Annotated in this window: 21 protein-coding genes; 12 read left to right on the plus strand and 9 right to left on the minus strand. The window is 57.6% G+C overall.

Features of this window, described 5'->3' with window-relative positions:
- Positions 1-2 precede the first annotated feature (2 nt).
- The 6 genes from H4N61_RS07315 to H4N61_RS07340 form a co-directional block, all read right to left on the minus strand.
- On the minus strand, positions 3-773 hold the full coding sequence (locus tag H4N61_RS07315) for a carbohydrate ABC transporter permease (RefSeq protein WP_248306599.1): 771 nt from the start codon (positions 771-773) through the stop codon (positions 3-5).
- Positions 774-914: 141 nt separating this feature from the next.
- Positions 915-1,808 carry a sugar ABC transporter permease gene (locus tag H4N61_RS07320; RefSeq protein WP_182395621.1) on the minus strand — a complete coding sequence of 298 codons (894 nt, stop codon included), beginning with the start codon at positions 1,806-1,808 and terminating at the stop codon, positions 915-917.
- Between the two features lie 133 nt (positions 1,809-1,941).
- Entirely contained in the window at positions 1,942-3,231 is a 1,290-nt protein-coding gene (locus H4N61_RS07325) for an ABC transporter substrate-binding protein (RefSeq protein WP_169194026.1), read from the minus strand.
- A 482-nt stretch (positions 3,232-3,713) separates the two neighbouring features.
- The gene (locus H4N61_RS07330; protein WP_182395623.1) at positions 3,714-5,081 is read right to left on the minus strand and encodes a GNAT family N-acetyltransferase; all 1,368 of its coding nucleotides are present in this window, start codon (positions 5,079-5,081) and stop codon (positions 3,714-3,716) included.
- An 88-nt stretch (positions 5,082-5,169) separates the two neighbouring features.
- A complete protein-coding gene (locus tag H4N61_RS07335; RefSeq protein ID WP_182395625.1) occupies positions 5,170-5,649 on the minus strand; it encodes a hypothetical protein in 480 nt (159 codons plus the stop codon).
- Between the two features lie 27 nt (positions 5,650-5,676).
- Complete coding sequence (locus H4N61_RS07340; RefSeq protein ID WP_182395626.1) at positions 5,677-6,429, minus strand: response regulator transcription factor; 753 nt, start codon at positions 6,427-6,429, stop codon at positions 5,677-5,679.
- Positions 6,430-6,923: 494 nt separating this feature from the next.
- Between H4N61_RS07340 and H4N61_RS07345 the strand changes: the two genes are divergently transcribed.
- The 4 genes from H4N61_RS07345 to H4N61_RS07360 all read left to right on the plus strand — a co-directional run bounded on the left by H4N61_RS07345 (position 6,924) and on the right by H4N61_RS07360 (position 13,343).
- Positions 6,924-7,805 (plus strand): hypothetical protein, encoded by an 882-nt coding sequence (locus H4N61_RS07345; protein WP_182395628.1) that lies wholly within the window; start codon positions 6,924-6,926, stop codon positions 7,803-7,805.
- Between the two features lie 82 nt (positions 7,806-7,887).
- Positions 7,888-9,855: a hypothetical protein gene (locus H4N61_RS07350; RefSeq protein ID WP_182395630.1), complete on the plus strand. Its 1,968-nt coding sequence runs from the start codon at positions 7,888-7,890 to the stop codon at positions 9,853-9,855.
- 12 nt (positions 9,856-9,867) lie between these two features.
- Entirely contained in the window at positions 9,868-12,006 is a 2,139-nt protein-coding gene (locus H4N61_RS07355) for a type I secretion system permease/ATPase (protein ID WP_248306581.1), read from the plus strand.
- Positions 12,003-13,343 carry an HlyD family type I secretion periplasmic adaptor subunit gene (locus H4N61_RS07360; RefSeq protein WP_182395632.1) on the plus strand — a complete coding sequence of 447 codons (1,341 nt, stop codon included), beginning with the start codon at positions 12,003-12,005 and terminating at the stop codon, positions 13,341-13,343. Before H4N61_RS07355 ends, H4N61_RS07360 begins: the two co-directional genes overlap by 4 nt.
- Before the next feature lie 48 nt (positions 13,344-13,391).
- On the opposite strand, the gene pcaF is transcribed toward H4N61_RS07360, so the two are convergent.
- From pcaF to H4N61_RS07375, 3 genes are read right to left on the minus strand one after another with little or no spacing between them, the layout of a single operon-like run.
- Positions 13,392-14,591, minus strand: coding sequence for a 3-oxoadipyl-CoA thiolase (pcaF, locus tag H4N61_RS07365; protein ID WP_182395634.1), 1,200 nt, complete (start codon positions 14,589-14,591; stop codon positions 13,392-13,394).
- Complete coding sequence (locus H4N61_RS07370; RefSeq protein ID WP_182395636.1) at positions 14,592-15,260, minus strand: 3-oxoacid CoA-transferase subunit B; 669 nt, start codon at positions 15,258-15,260, stop codon at positions 14,592-14,594.
- Positions 15,257-15,979, minus strand: a complete 723-nt coding sequence (locus H4N61_RS07375; protein ID WP_182395637.1) for a 3-oxoacid CoA-transferase subunit A — start codon at positions 15,977-15,979, stop codon at positions 15,257-15,259. The genes H4N61_RS07370 and H4N61_RS07375 overlap by 4 nt, the downstream gene beginning before the upstream one ends.
- A 127-nt stretch (positions 15,980-16,106) precedes the next feature.
- Between H4N61_RS07375 and H4N61_RS07380 the strand changes: the two genes are divergently transcribed.
- From H4N61_RS07380 to H4N61_RS07415, 8 genes are all read left to right on the plus strand, one after another.
- A complete protein-coding gene (locus H4N61_RS07380) occupies positions 16,107-16,844 on the plus strand; it encodes an IclR family transcriptional regulator C-terminal domain-containing protein (protein WP_182395977.1) in 738 nt (245 codons plus the stop codon).
- A gap of 141 nt (positions 16,845-16,985) precedes the next feature.
- The gene (locus H4N61_RS07385) at positions 16,986-18,032 is read left to right on the plus strand and encodes an aromatic ring-hydroxylating dioxygenase subunit alpha (RefSeq protein ID WP_182395639.1); all 1,047 of its coding nucleotides are present in this window, start codon (positions 16,986-16,988) and stop codon (positions 18,030-18,032) included.
- A complete protein-coding gene (locus tag H4N61_RS07390) occupies positions 18,029-18,763 on the plus strand; it encodes a GntR family transcriptional regulator (RefSeq protein WP_182395641.1) in 735 nt (244 codons plus the stop codon). Before H4N61_RS07385 ends, H4N61_RS07390 begins: the two co-directional genes overlap by 4 nt.
- A 3-nt stretch (positions 18,764-18,766) precedes the next feature.
- A complete protein-coding gene (locus tag H4N61_RS07395) occupies positions 18,767-19,735 on the plus strand; it encodes a PDR/VanB family oxidoreductase (protein ID WP_182395643.1) in 969 nt (322 codons plus the stop codon).
- 144 nt (positions 19,736-19,879) lie between these two features.
- Positions 19,880-21,739 (plus strand): feruloyl-CoA synthase, encoded by a 1,860-nt coding sequence (locus H4N61_RS07400; RefSeq protein WP_182395645.1) that lies wholly within the window; start codon positions 19,880-19,882, stop codon positions 21,737-21,739.
- A gap of 2 nt (positions 21,740-21,741) precedes the next feature.
- Positions 21,742-22,980 (plus strand): thiolase family protein, encoded by a 1,239-nt coding sequence (locus H4N61_RS07405; RefSeq protein WP_182395646.1) that lies wholly within the window; start codon positions 21,742-21,744, stop codon positions 22,978-22,980.
- Between the two features lie 2 nt (positions 22,981-22,982).
- Positions 22,983-23,744 (plus strand): SDR family NAD(P)-dependent oxidoreductase, encoded by a 762-nt coding sequence (locus H4N61_RS07410; protein WP_182395648.1) that lies wholly within the window; start codon positions 22,983-22,985, stop codon positions 23,742-23,744.
- 9 nt (positions 23,745-23,753) lie between these two features.
- The gene (locus tag H4N61_RS07415; protein ID WP_182395650.1) at positions 23,754-24,167 is read left to right on the plus strand and encodes a thioesterase family protein; all 414 of its coding nucleotides are present in this window, start codon (positions 23,754-23,756) and stop codon (positions 24,165-24,167) included.
- Positions 24,168-24,185: the final 18 nt, after the last annotated feature.

The following is a 24,185-nucleotide window of genomic DNA, read 5'->3' on the forward strand; positions in this document are numbered from 1 at the left end:
CCTTATTTCAGTCCGCTCATCGCGATGCCGCGAATGATGAGACGCTGGAAGATAATGAAGAACAACAGGATGGGCAGGATGGAGAGGATCGACATGGCGAACATCGCGCCATATTGGCTGACCCCATCGGAGCTGATGAAACTGCGCAGCGCTAAGGGGACGGTATAGTCGGCCTGATCATTGAGATAGACCAGTGGTCCCAGGAAATCCTCCCAAGTCCAGATGAACGAGAAGATCGCCGCCGTCGCCATGGCAGGGAGCGAAAGGGGCATGATGATCGCCCAATAGATTTTGAAAGGCGAACAGCCGTCGATCATGGCCGCTTCGTCAAGTTCGCGCGGAAGCTGGCGGAAAAACTGGATCATCAGAAAGATGAAGAAGGCTTCGCCTGCGAGAAATTTCGGCACGATCAGCGGCAAATAGGTGTCGACCCATCCCAGCTGTAGGAAGAGGAGATACTGGGGGATGAGAACCACGTGATAGGGGATCATCAAGGTCATCATCATCAGGCCGAACCATATGGTTTTGCCGGAGAATTCGAGCCGGGCGAAAGCATAGGCAGCAAACGAGCACGAGATGACATTACCGATGACCGAGAGGACGGTCACGACGGTGGAGTTCCAGAAGAAGGTCGTAAAGCTGACGGGCAGGGCGTTCCAACCCTTGGTATAATTGTCCCAGCGGAACTCGCGCGGCCACAGACCCAGATCACCAAAGATCTGATTATCCGGCTTGAGTGAGGATGCGAGCATCCACAACAGCGGATAGATCATGATCAGCGAGGTTGCGATCAGGAAGGCGTGCTTGAGCAGCGCGGCGCGTTTCGCCCGTTTGGCCTTTTCGACGCGATAGGCGCGGGCGATTTCGGAAGTCGTGCTGGTCGATTGAGGCAGTGTCGCAGTCATGCTCATGGCTCAACCCCTCTCATTTTCGTAGTGGACCCAATATTTGGAGGTCCAGAAGGCAATGGCAGTGAAGAGCGCAATGATCAGCAGCAGAACCCAGGCCAGCGCCGAGGCATAGCCCATGCGAAGGAAACTGAAGGCTTCGTTGTAGAGATAGACCGTGAAGAACAAGAGGCTATCCAAAGGCGCACCGGTGCCGCCAGAAATGATGAAAGCTCCGGAAAAGCTCTTAAAAGCCTCAATCATCTGCAAGACGAGATTGAAGAAGATCACGGGGGCGAGGAGTGGCACGGTAATGGCGAAGAACTTCTTGCTTGGGCTGGCCGCGTCGATCTCTGCGGCTTCATAAAGCTCCTGCGGAATGGCGCGAAGGCCCGCCAAAAAAATCAGCATGGGGGAGCCGAACTGCCAAACGGCGAGGACCACCAGCGTCCAGAGCGAAAACTTTGGATCGGAGAGCCAATAGGGGCCGTCGATACCGATAAGGCTCAAGGCAGAGTTGATGACGCCATCATAGTTGAACAGCTGCCGCCATAGGATGGCCACGGCGATAGAGCCGCCGAGAATGGATGGTAGGTAAAACAGCGCCCGATACCAGCCTATGGCGCGAATGCCCTTATCGAGCGCCATTGCCACGCCGAGGGCGAAGATCAGCTTGAGCGGCACAGACACGACAACGAAGGTGAAGGTGACCTGCAGGGCTTTCCAGAACCGCTGATCAAATTGCAGCATATAGGCGTAGTTATCGAGGCCGATCCACTGCGGTGGACGCACCACATTGTACTTGGTGAAGCCGAGATAGAACGAGGCCAGAATGGGCCCGATCGACAGGAGGAAGAAGCCGATCAGCCAAGGCGTTAGGAAGGCGTAGCCAGCAAAGTTGCGGGCGAAGAATTTCTGCACCAGTTCAGTCCTCGATAGCGCTTCGTGCAAGGCTCAGGAAGGCTGCAGCACCTGCCCGTGACCAGTGGCAGAGCTGCAGCATCTCCCGGAGAAGCCGGCGCCACGGGAGAGAGGCGCCGGACGGGTTCAGGCGTCAGGCGCGCCGGAGAATGGCCTGAGCCTGGGAGACGAAGTCGGAAGCCACTTCTGAAATCGAGCGCTCTCCGAGCAAGACGCCGACGGCAAGGCGCTCAAAGGTCTGTTCGACTTCGCCCGAGCCACTCGGCGGTGGGGCGGTCAGCGCTGCGGTCTTGCCTTGGATTTTGTCAAAGAACTCGACCGAGCGGGCTTCAACTTCTGAAAGCTGCGGCTGCAATGCAGCGCGCACATCAGATTGGCTCGGAATACCGCGCTCCAAGCCAAGGATCTTGGTCATGTCGAGATCGTTGACGAAGGCACTCATATAGGCGGTGGCAGCTTCTGGGTTCTTGCTGTCGCGTGTCAGGCAGACGAACTGGCTGGGCTGCACGACAGACCCCGGACGCATTTCTGCCGTGTTCGGATACATGGCGCAGCCGAGTGCATCTTGCATCAGGCCCTGAATGCCGACCAATTGGTTGGACCACAAATAGGTCATGGCCGACTTGCCGGTGACCACGCCCTGGGCTGCGAGGTCAGAAACGCCCGACAGGCCTGCGCTTTCAGCACCTGCTGGCGTGCCACCCGCATTGCGGATTTTCTCCCAGGTCGCAAAGTATTCTTCGACGATTTCCTGCGTTGGGCCGTAGGAGCTGTCCTCATTATAGAGGTTGGCACCCTTTTGGACCGTGAAGTCGGAAAAATTCTGATAGTCGGCCGTGTTGTCGTCAGTGCCTGGAACGCCGGTTGCCTTCTTCACCTCGGCCGCGATCTCTGCGAGTTGGTCATAGGTGTAGCCATAAGGGTCGAAGTCTTCGCCCACCTTGATCCCAGCTTCTTCAAAGAGGCGGGTATTATAGACCGCCATATGGCTGTTGGCGCCGATGGAGAGGGCGTAGAATTTCCCATCCACAGTACCGGCGTCGATTGCGCTCTGGTCGATCTTGGAAATATCGAGGCTCTTGCCTACGAACTCATCCAGCGGAACCACCGCACCATTGGCGATGTATTCGAACAAAACCCCGTAACCTTGCTGTATCACGTCCGGCATGTTGCCGCCCGCAATCTGCGTGGTCAGCTTGGTGAAATAGTCCGCAAAACCAAGGGTCTCACCGGAGACCTTGATCGACGGATTCTTGCCATTGAATATGTCGATGACGGCTAAAGTGCGTTTGTCGCGCTCTGGATTGCCCCACCAGAAATGGCGGATGTCAGCGCTTTGCGCAAAGGCCGGACGGCCCATCGCCGCGAGCGCCAAAACTGAGCCCGAAGCGCCCAAGAATGTGCGTCTTGAAAGTCTGCTCATGTGTTCCTCCCTAGAACATTCTTCTGATCTCTGGGTGGTTCCTCCAAACCAGTCCCGGAAATCATGAGTTACGTACCTCTAAATTCCTCACGCCAGAATGCCCGAACGGTTCTGGCTCATTTTTAGTCTCGGGGAGAGGGAGGTGGGCTGATGCCGAACCGTTCTCTCGCTGTCTATCAGGGACAAACTGCGGTGCAGGGAACGGTAGTGCCCGCCAACCGCGACCGCACGGTTGTTACTTCGCAGGCAACTCAGAAGGTCGATACGAGCAGCTGTCCGTTACTCATCGGTCCGACAGCAGACGTACCGCGTAGCTCGCGCTTGACCACATACCCTGGCTGGACCCAAAAGGTCCATGACGCGTCTCCGGCCGATCCTGAGAGGAATATCCTGCTCAGATACCGCAACATTGCGCCGCCTTCCATACAAGTCAAGCGCAAAGATGGACGCCAAAACCCGGCCAAGTAAAATGGCGCTTTTTGCTAGTTCGCGTCGCGTGATGGGGCGCTCAGTGCCGCGGAAGGCGGCATGGTATGGGGGGCGGGGCGAAGCCGGGTGAGCCGGTCTTTCAGCATTTGGTTGCGGGGCACCAATTGGGCGGCTTTTGCATAGGTCAGATAGGCAGCATCCTCATGTCCCGTCTGCTCATATAATTGTCCGAGCCTATAGAGGATATTGACGGTATTGGGTGCCGATTGCAGGATTTGGGTATAGCCGGCGGCCGCTTGTTTGAAGCGCGATTTCTGGTGCGCGGCAGTTGCCAATACCGCGGCGCGATCAAGCACGGCTTGGGGCAATATCCCATTGGATTTGCGTCTCTTTACACGGACGCATTGGAGCTGTTCCAGCTTGGGGCCGAAGAGCAGTTTGTAGGGTTCGTCACCACGCAGGAAATTATACTCGCGGTAGCTGCGACTGATCATCTCCCTAATGGAAAAGGCGTGGAGCAAGAGGCCGGGCGAGGGGCCTTCATAGCTTTCGTCGCGACCTGTCATAAAGAAATTGGCGGTGCCGCGCACCGGGTCGAGAAAGGTGATGAGCCCAGCAACGAGCCGTCCGTCTACCGTGAGCAGCGGCATATAAAGCGACCCCGCCTGTAGGGCATTGAGGGTAATCCGCCGATTGGTCCGCAAGATGCTTTGAGAGCGTTCTGCTCCCTTCTTGTGGGACCATTTTTGCCACCAGAATTGGGCCAGTTGGTCATAGGCGGCGTTAAAAGTCTCGGCGGTCGGATAGGTGATTTCGACCGAATTCTGATCGTCGAGTGTGCGCAAGAGGCGGCGCAGCTTTTGCCTCATATTGGCGCTGAGCTGGCCGAGATGCTCGTCGAAGGTTGCTGGCAGGGAGACGACGGGACACAGGAGGTTGTTGGTGTGCTCTTCATTGGTCCGCACGCCTGCTGTTCGGTCAAATCGCCGAGCGGAAAACTCATCGAGCAGTTTTTCATAACGCGGGTCGGCGGCCTGGATGTAGTCGAAGTCTAGCTCTTGCCAGTCGAGGTGTCGGATTGCCTTGGCCAGCGCGGGGATAACATGACGCGTCTCCTGCGGACGGCAAATCAGCCCCGTATAATCAGCGCCATAGTTCCCGGCCATCAGCAGGGTGACATAGAATCTCCCCGAGGGCAGCGTGCGCAGGCGGAACCTCAAAGGAAGGAGGGCGACAATCTCGCCATCGGCCGTGTTTCGGGCAATTAAAACCTGCCAGCCGCCTTCAAGCGCCACCAGCCAATCGCGCATGAAACCATAGGAGAGGAAATAATGCGCATGGGGATCTTGCGCATAGAGCCTGTTCCACTGGCTCTCCAGCGCAGACAATTCAGTGGTGGTGGAAATGGCCGTGACGAGCATCGCGTTTCCCCTTGGGTTTAGGGAATATTACGTCGCAACCGATTTGCTGCTTAGTAGCTAGTCCGATGGGGGTATGCCCGCTGCGGGGTCAGTAGCTAATCCCTTTGGCTTGGATGAAGGCCAAGATCGCCTTGTTGACCGCCACAATTCTGGTTATGGCCGCGTCGATGCGCTTGAGCTCGGCGTCATCCAAAGCCTCTGTTTTCCCATAGCGAATATCGTCATGGAGATCGGAAATGCGCATCAGCTGCGTGGTGATCGCGCCATCTCGATCGAAAGAGTAGATGCAGTGGTTGAACTTGTTGCGAAGCGCGCTTTCTTTTCCCAGGCGATCTGTGATGGACAGCACAGCCTGCCGGTCATCCGGATCGACTGCGGGGAGTTTGGCCAAGCGCTGCAGGAGGTCGAGCCGCGCCCGCGTCGTGTTGAGTGTCAGAAAGACAATGATCGCACCGTCCTTCGATGCGCCAAGCAGATGGGCGATCAGGTAGATGAACAGGCTCTCGGTATTGGTCCAGACATAGTTCAGGCGACCGACGCGCTGTAAGGCACTCTCGAGAGTGCTCATGATGCAGTTTCCCTTCTGAGGTGATGCCTACTCTGGGTCGTCGGATCGGTTTCGGAACAGCCAAGCCACTTGGGTTCGGTTGTGAACGCCAAGCTTGCGGATGATGTTGTGGACGTGGATCTTGATCGTGTGTTCCGACAGGTCTAGGCGTGCGGCGATGATCTTGTTTTGAAATCCCTTCGATAAAAGCCGGAGGACTTCGCGTTCACGGATCGTCAGATTTTCGAGGTGGTTCGGGGCGATATTCAGGGCGGGGGAGAGAATTGAACTGGGCGCTTGCGTGAGCACCGGTGTGTCCAGTCCACTAAAGCTGGGTTCGGTTGCGTGCGTCCAAAGGCTGGGCGGAAGATAGCGCCCGCCGTTGAGCAGCAGCCAGACAGCGGCGAGCCAAACGCGCAGCGACAGGCTGATGGGCAAGACACCATGGGCGAGGTTTTGTGCCGCCGCTGCGCTCAGTACTTTTTCGTCGCAAGACTTGCCGTTTACAACCACGACTCCAATGATCGAGGCGGGATATTTCTCTTTGAGCGCGGCCAGCGTCGAAAGCAGATCATCGGATTTGTCGGCCGGCAAAAGAATAAGCGAGGGCGCGTGGGGAGCGTCCAATTTATCGTCAAAGCGCGCTGTGTAATTGGGGAATGCCAAGCTCATCGCATGGGCTAGTCCCTGAAATAGCGCATCCTCTTCTACCCCCAATATGATCGTGTTTTCGACCATGCCTGAGGTAGGCGCGGGGCCTAACGCCCCGACATTGGGAAAGACGTCTCCAAGCAGTGACACTGGTACCCTCCAATCCAGTCTTGCATGTCGCCCTGCACTAGGGAGATTTCCGTATCTAGACTTGGGGGTGACTATAGCTACAAGGATTTGCGAGGAATATAGTCTTATTGGGTAAAATATTTGCCCTGGCAGTCTTTGGGAAACAGTTTCGAAACCCAAGTCTTTGCGCCGTAATAGTTTCGTAAAAATCCGTATAGCCCGTTCTAGCTAGTCTTAAAGATCGTCTTAACTCTAGCCCGAAATCGATGCTCCAACGGTGATGTTCCGGGTGGGCCTCGGAATGGTGAGCTTGTCTTACCGACGCTCAGGATAGTTGTCCGAGATCGTCTTACTGCCCTCGGTTGAGTTCATGTACATAACGCTACGCCATCTGCGATCATTTCGCAGAGCCTATTGTGGTGTGCCTGATTCAGAGCCGGTCACCAACACCGTGACTATGGACCCTTTGGAAATGAGTTGGGTCTCGCCACAGTGTTATTCTCGTGGAGCGAGAAATGACTAGATCTAATAGAAACAACAACAATCACCACACTCCAAGCACCATCGACCCCTCCCAGGACCAGTCACAGGTGCAGGCCGAGTTGCAAGCCCAGCTGCAGGCGCAGCTAGAAGCCCAAGCTCAGGACCAAGATCAGAAACAGGATCAAGATCAGGATCAGAAACAAGACCAAGATCAAGACCAGAAGCAGGATCAGGACCAGGGCCAGTGGCAGCATTCGTCCAGTGAGAACCTTAACGGCAATCTCAATGGCAATGTGAACCTGAACGGCAGCAGCAACGAAAACGTCAACGTCAACGAAAACACATCGACCACTGATGTGAACGTCAATGTCGATGTGGACCTCGATCTGGACACACCACGTGTCCCTGACGACGCTGATTTTGCTGACATCGATATGAAGGACGTCGACTTCGACAATATCTTCATGACCAATGGTGGTGGCGATATCTCCTTCGATCCCGGTGACGATGTTAACTTCGAAAACATCTTCAACAATGCCTTCGGGACTGGTGACCACAACACCGCATTTGCGGTCAATCAGATCGCCGATCTGGTCGACAATGACAACCTGAGCAATGTGCAGCAGAATAACGGCGGCACCTTCGATATGACTTGGGATAGCGCCGGTGGTGACTCCAGCACAGGTGACGGCTTCGGTATCGGTGATGCAGACGGCAAAGACGGCTGGTCTATCGATGCTGGCGACGATATCGCAGCATCGGCAGCCTCCAGTGCTGCATCGTCGCTAAGCTCCACAGCATTCACGCAGGAAATCGTCCTTGGTGCGAACCTGCAGCAGAATGCGGTCGACGTCTCCGTAGTTGGTGGAAACAACAACTATACGAGCGTTGGTGGCGACGACGCCGAAGCGTAATTCACCCCGTTCAGTACTTACGACCTGCGCGCAAGCGCAGGTCGACCTGCGTTGAATGCCTGCGCAGGGAAGGGCCACGCTCATGTACGCTTACCTCCCGCCATACGACGAAATCATCGCGCACTTCATTGGTCACTGGGAATTCTCCGAGGAGACAGCACGCTTACGGCACGAGCTACTGACTTTTCGCTATCGCGAAAATGAAGTGCCGGATGAGGAGGCGCTACGCCTCCACGAGCTCGATGTCATCCAGCCCCATGCTATCAAGTATTTCCAACCTGGTGTTGAGCACACGCCGCACCCCTATGAGTTCTATGGTCATTCACCCATTGATCCCGCGCGGATCAAACTCGAGCCCAAGCCTGCCAAGCGTCCTGCGGAACAGGACGATAGTGAACCCTCACACAAATCCTTGCCCAGCGGGGTGATTGGCTATGTTCACCGGGAAGCGGGTCCAGACCTCGGTCCTGATCCGGGTGAAGTCCTCTTCGTCGTCAAGCAGCAGATTTTCCTCGAAGACAATGACGTCTTAGATCTCGGCGGCGCTGACCGTCCCTTGGTTGATCTGACCGTAACGCCACGACTTGCTGAAATGCTCGCGGACACAGTCGCTGTTAATCCGTTCAGCGCCCTCGATGTGCCGTCCGACGTCTCCTCGATGGGAGATTTTGTCATTGCCGTGCAGCAGACCATTGCTGCCGACGATTTTGCTCCGGATCACCTTGTTGCCTCTGGCGATACGCTCTCCGGCATCTACGTCAATGGCGAGATGGCCGAAGAGGCTCCGCTTCTTGATGATCTCTTGCCCGAACCGTTTCAGCCCCAAGATACGCCGGAGCCCGCAGAGGAAACCGTGCAGCACGAGGCTTCCTCCGGAGCGGAAGCGAGCCTTGATCTGATGGCGGGCGGCAACTTGCTCGTCAACGTCGCCCAGTTGAGCAATTCTGGCATGCTCACCGGTGTCATTGGTGTTCAGGGCGATGTTCGTCAGCTTGACGTCATCGTGCAATCCAATTGCGTGAGCGACCAAGACACCCTCGTGGGTGAAATTGCCGCCTCCGTGGCCCCGCCCACCATGGCGCTAAACGTCGCGACCTTCACCCATTCCCAACTCGACATTGCTAGCAGCACGCGCTCCGGCGACACTGAAGCAGGTCCTTCCAATTGGAGCGTGACGGTCGTCCAAGGTGATCTGGTTTTTGCCCAATGGCTGGTTCAAGCCACCTTCATCTACGACAACGATATCCACGTGCTCAACAGCACCGGCTCCCAGTCCAACTTCGTGACTGGTGCCGATCTGGCGCAGAACATCACCTCGTTCAGCGCGCTGGGGACGTATTACGATCTCATCATCATCGGTGGCACTCTCTACGACGCCAACTTTATCGTGCAATCCAATGTGCTGCTGGACGATGATTTTATCTCCGGTGATGGCTATGCGGGCTCGGTCAGCACCGGAGGAAACCTGCTCTACAATGGCGCGTCGATTTCCAACATCGGTGCGGGCGGGTGGGCCTTAGGCCTGCCGTCCCATTACCAACAAGCTCTTGAGGACGCTGAAGATGGCGACCGACCCGCCATGCCTTCAGGTTTTCTCAGTGATGCGGATTATGCCGGAATGTCCGGCCTATCGGTTCTGATCGTAACCGGGAGCATTTTTGATCTGCACTATGTGCGCCAGCTCAATGTGCTCGGCGATGCTGACCAAGTGGCCATCGCTCAGGCGGCGATATTGGATGATCAAACCGCCAATTGGCAGGTAACCACCGGCAGCAATGCTCTGATCAATCTGGCCGCAATTGTTGATGTGGATACCTTGGGAACCGGCGCCTATGTCGATGGTGTCGTCTATTCGGACGCGATCCTCATCCAGGCGGATATTCTCTCCGGTGGCGACGGCGGGCGTTTTGATCCTGACGTCTTGGTCACCGAGGCAATCGCATTCTTAGGCGCAGATGCGGGGGACGACTGTGGGGACAGCGACGGCGTAATCGCCGCACCGACACACCATGACGCCTCGCTCGACGCAATGCAGTCGATGCTGGTGTAAGGGAGACCTCTCGTGGGGGACGGCACAAACGACCGAGGCAATGGGCGTCCAGATCAATCTTATGGCCCTCAAACGAGGACGGCCGGAGATTTTCTCGATCAGGTCGATCGCGCTACACGCTCATTGGAAGGGATGATCACGGAAGGCGATCCACGCGCTGCTCGCGCGGGAGACGATATTGATACCAAGCTTTACGGTGCGGTATCCGGCGCTCTGGGCAACGGCAGCGCCCCGGTTCGTCCTACCGAAGAAATTGGCAGATCACGGCCGTTAGGGCCAACCATCGACATGGAGCGCGGGCCAATCCTCGCCGATCCTGAAACCGATGGCCAGGACGAGGACGAGCAGCGCCCGGTAACAATCGACAAGCCTGCAACCAATGACAATGGCGGCGGAAATTTCCATAAGCGCATGAAACCGATCAGCTTTGCTGACAGCTATCGGAGCGCCTTATCGACCATCAAACGCAATCTTGTGTTGGTTTTCGTCTTCACAATCTTCATCAACATCCTCGTTCTGGCGATCCCCATCTATCTCTTCCAGATGTCAGACCGCGTCCTCACAAGCCGCTCTCTCGACACGCTGGCGATGCTCACCATATTCGTGCTCGGGGCTGTCTTCTTACAAGTCTTTCTGGATGGCACCCGGCGCATCATCCTCATGCGAACGGCCGTAGAGGCTGAGGTGCAATTGGGCGCTCCGGTCTTGAGCGCTGCAGCGCGCGCCTCGCTCGGGGGTAATGGCCGGGAATATCAGGTGTTGTCAGATTTGCAGCAGGTTCGCTCGTTCATCACCTCAGGCACGCTGCTGGCGCTTCTCGACGCGCCGCTCGCGCCGCTCTTTATTGTGGTGGTCTATCTTATTCACCCAACGCTCGGGGTCATCATTGTGGGCGCCAGCTTGGTGCTGCTGGTGGTGGCCTTGCTCAACCAGCGCGCCACGGCCAAATCCTTTGGTGAGGCCAATGCCTTCCTCTATCGAGCCAATGCGCATCTCGACTCCATGTCTCGCAATGCTCAGATCATCAACGCTTTGGCGATGATCCCCGAGGCCGTGCGCATCTGGGGTAAAGACACTGCCGGGTCGCTTAAAGCGCAAGTGCGTGCGCAGGACATGAATACGTTTTTCTCTAGTATTTCCAAGCTCGTACGGCTGTGTACTCAAGTGGGACTTTTAGGGTGGGGCGCCTTCTTGGCGCTGGAGGGGCAGATGACCGGCGGCATGGTGATCGCCGCGTCGATCATCTCTGGACGCGCTCTCTCGCCGATTGAAGGGGCTATTGAAGGGTGGAACCACGTCGTCCATGTCCGCGCCGCTATCGGGCGCATCCGCGGCCTCCTGCAATCTTCGCCATTGAACTTCGCCCGCCTGCAGCTGCCCTCGCCAAGTGGCAAGCTTGATGTCGAGCGCGTGCTCTTCGTACCGCCGCCAAACAAGCGCGTTATTCTCAACGGCATCTCCTTTTCCCTGCAACCGGGCGAGTCTTTGGCGCTGATTGGAAGTTCGGGCGCAGGCAAGACGACGCTGGGAAAAATGCTCGTCGGCTCGATCCTTCCCACCTCGGGCAATGTCCGGCTGGACCTGATGGATCTGCGCAATTGGGATCAACGTCAGTTCGGTGAAAACGTCGGCTATCTGCCCCAGGACGTCCAACTCTTCCCCGGCTCCATCAAGGCCAATATCGGTCGAATGCGCGATGACGCGACCGACAAAGACATCTTCGATGCCGCTGTTCTGGCCAATGTTCACGAGCTGATTTCGAGCCTGCCGCAGGGCTACGAAACCTATGTCGCCGCCGATGGCGCGCCGCTTTCCGGTGGGCAAAAGCAGTTGATCGCGCTGGCTCGCGCCTTCTACGGCTCGCCAAAGCTCGTCGTTCTCGATGAGCCCAACTCCAACCTCGACACGCAGGGCGAAGTCGCGCTCGCCAAGGCGCTGACGGAGGCCAGAAAGCGCAAGATCACCGTCGTGACGATCACTCAGCGTCCATCTTTGCTCAGCGTCGTCGACAAGATCATGCTGCTCAACAACGGCAGCGTCGCCTTGTTCGGTAAGCGCGATGAGGTCATGGCGCAGATCAGCGCCAAGTCCAACGCCAATAAGAGTGTCTTGAACGGCAACACCGCCGTGCCGCTGGGAGACGCAGTATGAGCGTGAGCGAAGTCCGTTACCACGAAGTCGAATGGTATCGCGAAGTCCCGCGCTCCATCCGCAAACAGGTGCTGATTGGTGGCACGCTCATCCTTGTCACCTTTGGTGGCTTTGGGGCCTGGGGTGCCTTTGCTCCTTTGGCGGCGGCAGTCATTTCCCCCGGCACCTTTGTTGCCACGGGGGAGAACAAGGTTATCCAACATCTCGAAGGCGGGATCATCGCTAGTTTGAGCGTCCGCGATGGCGAAACCGTCGTTGAAAACCAGACCCTCATGACCTTGGATGACACAGCCGCTCTCACCAATATGCAGCAGTTGATGCAGCGCGAGATGCGGCTGCGCGCCATCCTCCAGCGCCTCAGCGATCAGGTTGCCGACAGTAAAGTCATGACGGAAATTCCGGTCGCGGCCTATGGCGAAGGGGCGACCGCCATGCAGGAGATACTGGTTGGCCAAAAAGCCCATTTCCAGGCTTGGCGGGAAAAACTCGACAATGATCTCACACTGCTGACGCGCAATGTCGAGGCATTGACCCATCGTCAGACCGGTGAGAGAGGGCAAATCTCATCGATGGAAGCCCAGCGAGACCTTCTCACCGCGGAATTGGAGACCAAAACAGTATTGCTCGATAAGGGCCTCATCACCCGTTCGGAAGTCCGCCAGATCCAGCGCGCCGTGGCCGATGCAGACGGCGACATTTCCCGTCTGATGGCCGAAGTGCAGGAGATCGACACCCAGATATCGCGCTATACTGGCGAGATGATCCAAGTTCGTGACGCCAATCGGCAAACCGCCCTTAGCGAAATCCAGAACGTGCAGATTGAGCTGGATAGTGTGCGCGAACAGATCCGGCAGGCGCGAAGCGTGCTGACACGCACTACCATACGCTCGCCCGTTTCCGGGGTCGTGGTGCGCACCTATTACCACACCACCGGTGGCGTGGTGGAAAGCGGTAAGCCGATCATGGAAATCCTGCCCAGCGGCGTGCCGCTCATCATCGAGACCTATATTCCGCGTCAGAAGATTGATGAAGTGAAACAGGGCGTTAAAGTCGCCGTGCGCCTGTCGGCGCTCAATCAGCGGACGACGCCAATTCTCGAAGGCACGCTCGACTACCTCTCAGCAGACTCCATGCTCGAAAACTCGACCCAAGGCGCTCAAGAAGTCTATGTGGCCCGTGTCAGCATCTCGCCTGAACAGTTTGCAGCGGTACCAAACTTCGTGCCCACTCCCGGCATGCCCGTCGAGGTTATGATCCAGACCGCCCAGCGGACCTTCTTTGAATATCTGTCACGGCCAATCGTCGACAGCATGAGCCGCGCATTCCGGGAAACCTAAACGCAGCCCGCCACATCGATGTGATGTCGCGGGCTGCAATATATCGACTTAGACGGCTTCGATCACCGCCGAAATGCCTTGGCCAACGCCAATGCACATGGTCGTCAACGCTCGCTTTTTACCGGCAAGGCCGAGTTCCAGCGCGGCGCTGCCGATGATCCGCGCTCCCGACATGCCGAGCGGATGACCCAGCGCAATCGCGCCGCCATTCGGATTGACGCGGTTATCGTCCGGCGAAATGCCAAGTTCGTTGAGAACAGCAATGGCCTGGCTCGCGAAGGCTTCATTGAGTTCGATCACATCGAGATCAGCGGCCTCGAGGCCCAAACGCTTCAGCAGCTTCTGGGTCGCTGGAGCTGGGCCAATGCCCATGACCCGTGGCGGAACACCAGCAGTGGCGCCGCCAACGATCCGCGCGATTGGCGTCAGTCCGTGCTTTTTGGCCGCGTCAGCCGAAGCGATGATCAGCGCTGCTGCGCCATCATTCACGCCCGAGGCATTGCCAGCGGTCACGCTGCCCGATGGGAACAGCGGGCGCAGCTTCTGCAGTGTCTCCATCGTTGTGTCTGCGCGCGGATGTTCGTCGCGGCTCACGACCGTATCGCCCTTGCGGCCCTTGATCGTCACCGGCACGATTTCGCGGTCAAAGCGACCATTCGCCTGTGCCGCCGCGGCCTTGGCCTGACTGGCCACAGCGAACTGGTCCTGTGCCTCACGGCTCACGCCGAAGTCGCGCGCAACATTTTCGCCGGTTTCCGGCATGCTGTCGGTGCCATATAGCTCTTTCATCAGCGGATTGATGAAGCGCCAGCCAATGGTGGTGTCATAGATTTCCGCCTGACGCGAAAACGCGGTCTCAGCCTTGGGCATGACGAAAGGCGCGCGGGACATGGATTCCGTGCCGCCCGCGATCATGAGATCGGCCTCGCCGCTGATGATAGCGCGCGCCGCCGTCAAAACCGCATCGAGCCCGGAACCGCACAACCGGTTGATGGTCGTGCCTGTCACCGCAAGCGGCATGCCCGCCAGCAGCAGGCTCATACGCGCCACGTTGCGGTTGTCTTCGCCGGCTTGATTGGCATTGCCAAAAATCACGTCGTCGACCGCTTCCCAGTCAACGCTTGTGTGCTCTTCCATCAATGCCTTGAGGAGGATAGCGCCAAGATCGTCGGGGCGCACTGCGGAGAGAGCGCCGCCAAAGCGGCCGATTGGGGTGCGCTTGTAAGCGCAGATATAAGCCTCACGCATTTATAGCTCCGGCACAGTCAGATCGAGAATGTCATCGGGCAGAACGAGTTCTGCGCCGGTGACGCTTTGCAGTTCTTCGACGCTCATCGAGGCAAGCTTTTCGCGCAGCACGAATCTCTCGTTCTCGATGTCGATCACCGCAAGGCTTGTGTACACGCGCGTGACGCACCCTAATCCCGTAACCGGCAAGGAGCAGCGTTTCACTAATTTGGGCTTGCCATCTTTGGTGACATGCTCGGTCAATACCGCAACGCGCTTGGCGCCATGCACGAGGTCCATTGCGCCACCAATGCCGGGAATGCCCTTACCGCCCGTGCTCCAATTGGCGAGGTCACCATTTTCGGCCACTTCATAAGTACCCAAAATCGCGACGTCCAAATGTCCGCCACGCACCATCGAGAAGCTGTCGGAGTGGTTGAAAAAGCTCGCGCCCGGCAGGAGGGTAACGGCCTTCTTACCGGCGTTGATCATGTCCCAATCTTCTTCGCCCTTGGCCGGGGCGCTGCCGAAGTTGAGAATGCCGTTTTCGGTGTGGAACACCGCCTGACGACCGGCAGGCTGGAATTGCGCCACCATTTCGGGAAAGCCAATGCCCAGATTGACATAAGCGCCGTCGGCAATGTCCTGCGCTGCGCGCCAAGCCATTTGTGCGTTTGTGAGCTTGCTCATACGTGTGACACTCCCTGCTGCATCAGCGTTTCTTCCTGCTGCGGGTCCGCCACTTCGACAACGCGTTGCACAAAGATGCCCGGGGTCACGACGATTTCAGGGTCAATCCCACCGGCGGGAACCACACGTGTCGCCTGCACAATGGTGACGCGGCCTGCGGTTGCCATCAGCGGCGAGAAGTTGCGCGCGGCAGCGCGATAGGTGAGGTTGCCGTGTGTGTCGGCCGTTTCCGCCTTGATCAGCGCAAAGTCAGCCTTCAGCCAACGTTCCTGCACATAGCACTTGCCGTCGAATTCGCCGACCGGCTTGCCTTCGGCAACGGTCGTGCCGTAGCTCGCGGGCGTATAAAATGCCGGAATGCCAGCGCCACCAGCGCGAATGCGCTCAGCCAGAGTTCCTTGCGGCACCAGTTCGAGTTCTATTTCACCAGCCAGATAGCGATCGGTGAAGGCTTTTGGGTCAGCAGAACGTGGGAAAGAGCAGATAAGTTTCTTCACCATCCCCAGAGCGATCATGGCAGCCAGGCCGATTTGTCCATTGCCCGCATTGTTATTGATGACGGTCAGTCCGGTCGGGTGCCCGGTTGCCTTAAAGCGTTGAATTAAAGCGTGGATCAGTTCGATTGGCGCGCCTGCGCCACCGAAACCACCAATCATCACTGTCATGCCATCCTCAATGTCCGCAACGGCGGCACTGAGGGCTGGGATAGTCTTATCCATGAACAGCTCCTTCCTGTTGCGCGGGAGAATGGTCATTCAGGGGATTTCCCGCAACTGCATTTGTGCGATATGTGTCCTTTGTTGAGTTATCGCACAAAAGGGGTTCGCGGTGCTGGAACGTGATATAATGGGGGGCTTGGCCAAAGGCTTGTTGGCTATAGAAACCTTCCGGGCGGATACGCCACGTCAGTCTATTTCTGAGGTTGCTGCGGCGAGCGGACTCGATCGCGCCACCGCGCGGCGCTGTCTGCTCACTTTAGCCCACTTGGGATACGCCACTTACGACGGCAAGTATTTCACCCTGACGCCGCGCGTCCTGCGCCTCGGTACAGCGTGCCTCGCCACCATGCCCATGCCGAGCATCATCCAGCCCATGCTTGATGATCTCTCCGAGCGTATTGGCGAAAGCAGCTCCGCCTCAATTCTGGATGGGTCCGAAATCGTCTATGTCGCTCGCGCCGCGCAGCGAAAGATCATGTCGATTTCGCTGATGGCTGGCTCGCGCCTTCCGGCTCACTGCACCTCGATGGGACGCGCCATGCTAGCGCAGCTTAAAGATCACGATCTCACAGCGCTGATCGGCGAAGGTCCGTTTGAGCCGCGCACGAAAAACACCATCACGACCCTTGAGGGTCTTCAGGCCGAATTCGCCAAAATCCGGGAGCAGGGGTACGCGCTCAACGATCAGGAAACAGAGATCGGCCTGCGCTCCATTGCCGTTCCGGTATACAATTCTCGCAAGGTCGTTATCGCCGCCATCAATATCGGCGTCTCGGCCTTCCACTACGAAAATGCTGAAGTCGTTGCGAAGTTCTTTCCGCAACTTGTTGAAATTCAAAATGAACTGTGCGGTCTGATCCACTAGCTCGCGCGCGATGAAGGGGAGGGCTTTGCTCTCCCTTGTGGGGCTTTATGCGCCGTATCCTTTTAAACTGGCTTTCCTTGCAATGATAGATATGTATACATCATAACAATTATACATCTGTTGTTTGCAGGGGAGGGCAATATGACGGCTCAAACATTTCCACTCAATGCGTGGTATGCCGCCGCTTGGGATGTTGAGGTCAAACGCGGACTTTTACCGCGCAAAATCTGCGACAAGTCAGTCGTTCTCTATCGCAAGCAAGACGGCACAGCTGTCGCGCTCGCTGACGCCTGCTGGCATCGCCTGCTGCCGCTCTCTTTGGGCGAACTGCACGGTGACAATGTCATCTGCGGCTATCACGGCCTTGAGTTCGACGATACCGGCCGCTGCGTATACATGCCCTCGCAGGATACGATTAACCCGTCCGCCTGCGTCAAATCCTATCCACTGGTTGAAAAGCACCGCTTCATCTGGCTCTGGATGGGCGATCCCGCTCTGGCTGATCCGGCTTTGGTCCCGGACCTCCACTGGAACGACGACCCGGATTGGGCTGCCGACGGCAAGCTCATACAGGTCAAATGCGACTATCGCCTCGTTATCGATAATCTCATGGATCTGACGCACGAGACCTATGTCCACGGATCGTCCATCGGTAATCGCGCCGTTGCCGAAGCGCCGTTTGAGGCGACCCATAGCGACACGACCGCCACGATCACCCGCTGGATGATCGACATTGACGCGCCGCCCTTCTGGCGCGGTCAGCTCGGCAAGCCGGGCAATGTCGATCGCTGGCAGATTATCAATTTCGAGGCTCCATCGACCATCGCCATCGACGTTGGCGTTGCACCAACGGGCACGGGCGCTCCCGAGGGTGACCGAAGCCAAGGCGTCAACGGTTTCGTGCTCAACACCATGACCCCGGAAACCGGTAAAACCTGCCACTATTTTTGGGCCTTTGCCCGTAACTATAAGCTTGGCGAACAATCGCGAACGCATAATCTGCGCGAAGGCGTGTCCTCCATTTTCCGCGAGGATGAGATCATTCTCGAAGCCCAGCAAAAGGCCATCGACGCCAATCCCGATCACGTCATTTACAACCTCAATATCGACGCCGGGTCGATGTGGGCGCGTAAGCTGATCGACCGCATGATTGCCAAAGAGAATGCGCTGGCGCAGGCCGCAGAATGAGCGAAACATCTGACCGTGCGATGCAATCACAGCGCGCCCTCATGGGCGTGCGCGATCTGATCATTCGCGGAGAAATCCAGTCGGGTGAGCGCTTATCCGAAGTCGCCTTAGCAGAGCGTCTGGGTATTTCGCGCACGCCTTTGCGGGCTGCTTTAGCGCGGCTGGAACAAGAAGGCTTGGTGGAGCTCAAGCCAACGGGTGGCTATGCCGTTCGCAGTTTTACCCGGGAGGACGTGGTCGACGCCATAGAACTGCGGGGCGTACTGGAGGGGACAGCCTTGCGCCGCGCGGCCGAGCGTGGTGTCGAGAGCGCAAAACTCGACGTGCTCCATAGCCTTCTCGCCAGCATTGATGCCGCGCTCAGCGCCAGCGTCGAGACGATGGAGTTTGAAGCCTATGTCGGGCTTAACGCCCAGCTGCACGCATTCTTCTGGAGCCTATCGAGCCAGACCATCCAGCGCGAGATAGCCCGCATCACCAGCCTGCCATTCGCGTCGCCGAGTGCATTTCTCGATAAGCAGGCTGATGTCCCGGCGTTTCGCCGTTCGCTGTTTGGCGCGCAAGATCAGCATCGGGCGATGGTGCAGGCAATCGCGCGGCGCGAAGGGGCTCGGGCCGAACATTTGGCGCGTGAGCACGCGCACTTGGCTCTGCAGAACCTTGAGTTCGTCCTCGATCAGGATCGGAGCCTGATCCGCCGCGTACCGGCGCTGTCATTGGTTGTGGGGTAGGGAATGCGCAACAAGATAGAGTGGCGCAACGCCAAGGTAAGCCAGGTCCGCCAGATCGCCGACGATGTGCGCTATATCGAATTTGCCGTCGACGGCGGGGTACCGCGCTTTGATCCGGGCTCTCACACCAACATCAAAATAATCATCAACGGGCAACACACCGTCCGCACCTATACGGTGGTCCCGTCACGTCCGGGCCACATCGCCGTGGCGGTCAAACTTCACCCGCAAAGCCGGGGCGGGTCCCGCTTTATGTGGAGTTTTAGCGAAGGCGATGCGGCGCGCCTCACCATTCCTGAGAACCGCTTTGAGCTCAGCTGGCGGGCAGGGCACTATCTCCTCATCGCCGGAGGCATTGGCATCACCCCGATCTACGGCATGGCCAAGGCGCTCGCCGCTCGAGCAGCCTCTCTTCGTGTGGTATTCAGCGCCCGTGAACAGGGTCTTATGGCATTCCGAGAGGAGATACTCTCCCTCCTCGGCGATCGGGTACAGTTCTGCGACAACAGTCGAGGAGAGCACGCCGACTTTGCCGAAGAGTTCGCTCAACTCCCGGCCGATGCCGAGTGTTACCTCTGCGGGCCCATCGGCATGCTGGAGGTCGCCAAACAGGCTTGGGCCGCGTCTGGTCGTCCGATTAGTCGTTTGCGCTACGAAGTTTTTGGCGACAGTGGGCTCTTCACCGAGCAAAGCTTTGAGGTCGACATTCTCAACCGCGATATGAGCGTCCAGGTTCGCCCCGATCAGACTCTCTTGGAGGCTTTGCTCGAAAGCGGCGTCGACATGATTTACGACTGCCAGCGTGGCGAATGCGGTCTCTGCGCTGTTCGAATTGTTGAGCACCAGAGCGAAGTTGACCATCGCGACGTGTTTTTCAGTGCCGAGGAAAAGTCGGAAGGGCATCGCATGTGCGCCTGCGTTTCCCGCTTCACCTCAGGTGGCGGCGTTATCGACGTCGGCTACCGGCCCTAAGCGCCACTTTGTGCCGCTGTGAAGCCAATGCTGGCGCCCCAAAGTGCCAGCATAGTGCCCACGATAGGCCAATCGGTGCCCCATCAAATCCCTCTTGAAACAATTTAGTTATGAAATATAACAATATGTATGAGGGAGGGACTCATGGACATTCAGGCAGCACCAATTCGCCATGTGCGATTGGGGTCTATGGCCGCTACGGCGCTGACCCGCGACGACGGCTCCATTGTCATTCGTTCGGCTGATCCGCTGGGGTCATACCCACGCTCGATCATCGACGCGCTCAAGCACTGGGCTGAAAAATCGCCGGATCGTGTGCTGATCGCTGATCGCGCCGGTGAGGGGTGGCGCAAGCTGACGTTCGCGCAAGTTGTCGATAAAATTCAACCGCTTGCCCAAGCTCTCCTCAATGCAAATCTCAGCCAAGAGCGGCCGCTGATCATCCTCTCCGGCAATGAAATCGAGCACTTTTTGCTCGGCATGGCCGCCTTGTGGGTGGGCATTCCCTATGCGCCGATTTCTCCGGCCTATTCCCTGATTTCGAGCGACTTTGGCAAGCTCAAGCATATCGCCAAAATCCTGACCCCCGGCATGATCTACGCCAGCGACGGCGCAGCCTTTAGCGCAGCAATCGACGCGACCGTTGATAGCCAAGTTCCTGTAGTTACGCGTATAAATCCAATCGGTTCACGCGCAGACTATTCGTTTGACGACCTGCTGAAGACGCCAGTTTCGCCTGCTGTCGCCGCAGCGAACCAAGCGATCACCCCAGACACGATTGCCAAATTCCTCTTCACCTCCGGCTCAACCGGCATGCCCAAAGGCGTCATCACGACCCACCGGATGATGGCCTGCAATCAGCAGATGATCTTGCAGGCATTAGCTTTTTTGGCAGACGAGCCGCCCATCTTGCTCGATTGGATGCCTTGGAACCACGTTGCCGGTGGGAGCCACAATGTCGGCATTGCCCTTTACAATGGCGGCACATTCTACATCGACGACGGTCAACCCACGCCGGCGCGCTTCGGGCGTACGCTCGAAAATCTCAGCATGGTGCAGCCGACGTTTTTCACCAATGTTCCAAAGGCTTACGAGGCGCTCGTTTCCGCGTTTAATGAGAACCCGTTGGCGCGCAAAAACCTCTTCGCTAATCTCAAGCTTATGCAATATGCCGGGGCGGGGCTCTCGCAAAACGTGTTTGATGGCCTCGCCAAAGCCTCGGTCGCTGAGACCGGTGAGCGGGTGTTGATGATCACCGGCTACGGCTCCACCGAAACAGCTCCTTTCGCATTTACAACGACTTGGCCGGTAGAGCAGGCCGGTCATATCGGGCTCCCAGCCGCTGGCATGGAGATCAAACTCGTCAGTAATGCCGAAAAGCTTGAGCTGCGGATCAAGGGGCCGAATGTCACCCCCGGCTATTGGCGCGATGATGAAAAGACCGCCGAAGCCTTTGACGATGAAGGGTATTATTGTATCGGCGATGCCGTCAAACTCGTCGATCCCCTGAACCTCGATCTGGGCCTCGTCTTCGACGGTCGCGTGACCGAGGATTTCAAATTGTCGACAGGCACTTGGGTGAATTTTGCTGCCGTTCGCAGTGCCGTTATCAGCGCCTGCCCCCCGCTCATTCGTGACGTGGTCGTCACCGGCCTGGATCGGAATTTCATCGGCGCCATGATCTTCCCAGACCTGCAAGCGTGTTGCCGCCATGCAGGCTTGGCCGAGGATACGGACGCTGCTCTCGTCGTCGGCCACGCCCGAGTTGTTGAGCGCTTTCAGACAGCGCTATCCGAGCTCGCGCTCAACGCCACTGGCAGTTCCAATCACGTCGCTCGGGCTATTCTACTGAGCGATCCCCCTGACATCGATAAGGGCGAGGTCACCGATAAAGGGTCGATAAATCAACGCGCTGTCCGCACCCACCGTGCCGAGCTAATGCAGCGTCTCTACGCCGAAGAGCCAGTGCAAGAAGTCATGATCTTTGACAGAAAGGGAGCCTAGGCATGTCCAAACCATTGGCCTTTACGTTTGAGGATGCCTGGCTGCTCGGCGGCGCGCGCACGCCCTTTGTGGACTATCGCGGGGCCTTCGCGGACATATCTCCAATCGATCTTGGTATTAAGGCCGCTCGCGCCGCTGTAGAGCGGGTTGGCGTTGACCCAAAGCATATCGGCCACACCATTGCTGGCTCAATGGCCCAAGCGTCCTACGATGCCTACTGCACACCGCGCCACATTGGCCTCTACGCGGGGGCGCCAATTGAAGCACCTGCCCACCTGGTCCAGCGCATCTGTGGCACGGGCCTGGAAGTCATTTCCCAAGCGGCGGACTCTGTCTCGCTGGGTCGGATGGATCTGACCCTGGCTGCCGGGTGTGAGTCCATGAGCCGCAACCCGATTGTGGCCTATACGCACCGCAATGGCTTCTCGCTCGGCAATGTCGAATTCCGCGATTTCCTCATGGAAGCCCTGTACGATCCTGCTGGCTTAGTGAACATGGGTGACACGGCCGAGAACCTGGCAAAGCAATACAATATCACCCGGCAAGACGTTGATTTGTTTGCGGAACGCAGTTTTAGTCGCGCGTTAGAGGCGCAGTCTGCTGGTGTGTTCTCTGAGGAAATTGTCTCGGTTGAAAATGAGATCTTCTCCGTTGAGGGCCTGGCAGATCGCGGCATTAAACTGCCGCGTGGCGTCACCACGGTGGCCGTCGATAGCCATATCCGCCCGTCGCCCTATGATGTTCTGGCCAAGCTCCGTCCTGCCTTTGGCGGAGTTCAAACTGGAGGCAATTCTTCGGCCATCGTCGACGGCGGCGCAGCCGTTCTGGTTGCCAATTCGGCCTATGCAAACGCCAACGGCCATAAGCCACTTGCCCGTATCCTTGCGAGTGCTGCTGTTGGCGTGCAGCCGCAATACATGGGCATTGGCCCAGCGCCAGCCATTCGCGCCGTTTTGGACAAGGCTGGCTTAACGCTCGAACAAATTGATCTCGTCGAGATCAACGAGGCTTTCGGTGCGCAAGTCATTGCTTGTGCGATAGAACTCGGTCTCGACATCGAAAAGCTCAACGTCAACGGCGGCTCAATTGCGCTTGGTCACCCCTTAGGTGTCACCGGTATCCGAATTGCGCTTACACTAGCCAATGAACTCAAGCGCAGTGGCAAACGCTATGGCATTGCCTCCGCTTGTATCGGAGGCGGGCAGGGCATGGCGCTGCTGATTGAGAATACGGAGTCTTAGGGGTGCAGGTTCACGGAAAGACGGTTTTTGTCACTGGCGCTGCCTCTGGCTTGGGCGAGGCAACAGCGCGCCACTTTGCGTCTCTTGGGGCTCGTGTCGCGGTCTTGGATCGTGATGCGGAAAAGGGTCTGGCCGTCGCCAAGGCAATTGACGGGGCGTTTTTCGCGCTCGATGTTGCCGATGCCGCCAGCGCGGAAGCGGCCGTCAATGCTGCAGTTGCAACGCTTGGCGCACCAAGTGTTTTGGTCAATTGCGCCGGTATTGGCACTGCAGCACGCATTGTGGGACGTGAAGGTCCTGCAGAACTTGCCGCCTTCCAGCGCGTTATCTCGGTCAACCTCGTCGGCTCGTTCAACATGATGCGCCTTTGCGCCCATGCGATGTCGACTGCGGAAGCTGATGAAAACCGTCAGCGCGGCGTAATCATCTCGACCGCCTCTGTGGCAGCCTTTGATGGTCAGATCGGACAGGCGGCCTATGCGGCCTCCAAGGGGGGCATTGTTTCCATGACCCTGCCTGCCGCGCGCGAATTGGCCCGCTTCGGAGTTCGGGTCATGGTCATCGCCCCCGGGCTATTTTTAACGCCGCTTCTGGCAGAATTGCCTCAAGAGGTGCAGGAGGGTCTTGCCGCCGCCATCCCCAACCCGCAACGCCTGGGAGCGCCCAAGGAGTTTGCCGATCTCGCTGCTGCCATTGTCGCAAACGACTACCTCAACGGCGAAGTCATTCGCCTTGATGGGTCGTTGCGCATGCAGGCTAAGTAGGGGCGAACTATGTTTTCCAACTCAACCCGCGTCTTTATCCAGTTCGGGGACTGTGATCCCGCCGGGATTGTCTATTACCCGAACTACTTTCGCATGTTCGACAATGCGACCGCTGCGCTCCTGTCTGCGGCGTTCGGCATGAACAAGCGCCAATGGGTCGCGCACTACGGTATCGCTGGCATCCCAATGGTCGACACCAGTTCGCGTTTTCTCATTCCTTCGCAATATGGCGACGAGATCGAGATCCGGACGTCGATTTCTGAGCTCGGACGCTCGAGCTTTGGTGTGCTGCACCACGTCTATCGTGACGACGCTCTTGCGATTGAAGCGCGTGAGAAACGCGTGTGGGTGCAGCGCGATGAGACCGGCGCGATCCGCTCTGCGGCCTTGCCCGATGACGTGCGCGAGCGTCTATCTTCCTGATTTGTTTGCGCGTCACGC

Origin of the sequence: Devosia sp. MC521 (assembly GCF_014127105.1) — a bacterium.
Taxonomy (GTDB): Bacteria; Pseudomonadota; Alphaproteobacteria; order Rhizobiales; family Devosiaceae; genus Devosia.

Bases quoted from the DNA above. Each gene is read 5' to 3' on its own strand.
- H4N61_RS07345 (WP_182395628.1), top strand. From the start codon at position 6,924: ATGACTAGATCTAATAGAAACAACAACAATCACCACACTCCAAGCACC.
- H4N61_RS07375 (WP_182395637.1), bottom strand. From the start codon at position 15,979: ATGGATAAGACTATCCCAGCCCTCAGTGCCGCCGTTGCGGACATTGAG.
- H4N61_RS07360 (WP_182395632.1), top strand. From the start codon at position 12,003: ATGAGCGTGAGCGAAGTCCGTTACCACGAAGTCGAATGGTATCGCGAA.
- H4N61_RS07325 (WP_169194026.1), bottom strand. From the start codon at position 3,231: ATGAGCAGACTTTCAAGACGCACATTCTTGGGCGCTTCGGGCTCAGTT.
- H4N61_RS07330 (WP_182395623.1), bottom strand. From the start codon at position 5,081: ATGCTCGTCACGGCCATTTCCACCACCACTGAATTGTCTGCGCTGGAG.
- H4N61_RS07395 (WP_182395643.1), top strand. From the start codon at position 18,767: ATGCGCAACAAGATAGAGTGGCGCAACGCCAAGGTAAGCCAGGTCCGC.
- H4N61_RS07415 (WP_182395650.1), top strand. From the start codon at position 23,754: ATGTTTTCCAACTCAACCCGCGTCTTTATCCAGTTCGGGGACTGTGAT.
- H4N61_RS07370 (WP_182395636.1), bottom strand. From the start codon at position 15,260: ATGAGCAAGCTCACAAACGCACAAATGGCTTGGCGCGCAGCGCAGGAC.
- H4N61_RS07335 (WP_182395625.1), bottom strand. From the start codon at position 5,649: ATGAGCACTCTCGAGAGTGCCTTACAGCGCGTCGGTCGCCTGAACTAT.
- H4N61_RS07390 (WP_182395641.1), top strand. From the start codon at position 18,029: ATGAGCGAAACATCTGACCGTGCGATGCAATCACAGCGCGCCCTCATG.
- H4N61_RS07385 (WP_182395639.1), top strand. From the start codon at position 16,986: ATGACGGCTCAAACATTTCCACTCAATGCGTGGTATGCCGCCGCTTGG.
- pcaF (WP_182395634.1), bottom strand. From the start codon at position 14,591: ATGCGTGAGGCTTATATCTGCGCTTACAAGCGCACCCCAATCGGCCGC.
- H4N61_RS07315 (WP_248306599.1), bottom strand. From the start codon at position 773: ATGATCTATCCGCTGTTGTGGATGCTCGCATCCTCACTCAAGCCGGAT.
- H4N61_RS07380 (WP_182395977.1), top strand. From the start codon at position 16,107: ATGGGGGGCTTGGCCAAAGGCTTGTTGGCTATAGAAACCTTCCGGGCG.
- H4N61_RS07400 (WP_182395645.1), top strand. From the start codon at position 19,880: ATGGACATTCAGGCAGCACCAATTCGCCATGTGCGATTGGGGTCTATG.
- H4N61_RS07350 (WP_182395630.1), top strand. From the start codon at position 7,888: ATGTACGCTTACCTCCCGCCATACGACGAAATCATCGCGCACTTCATT.
- H4N61_RS07405 (WP_182395646.1), top strand. From the start codon at position 21,742: ATGTCCAAACCATTGGCCTTTACGTTTGAGGATGCCTGGCTGCTCGGC.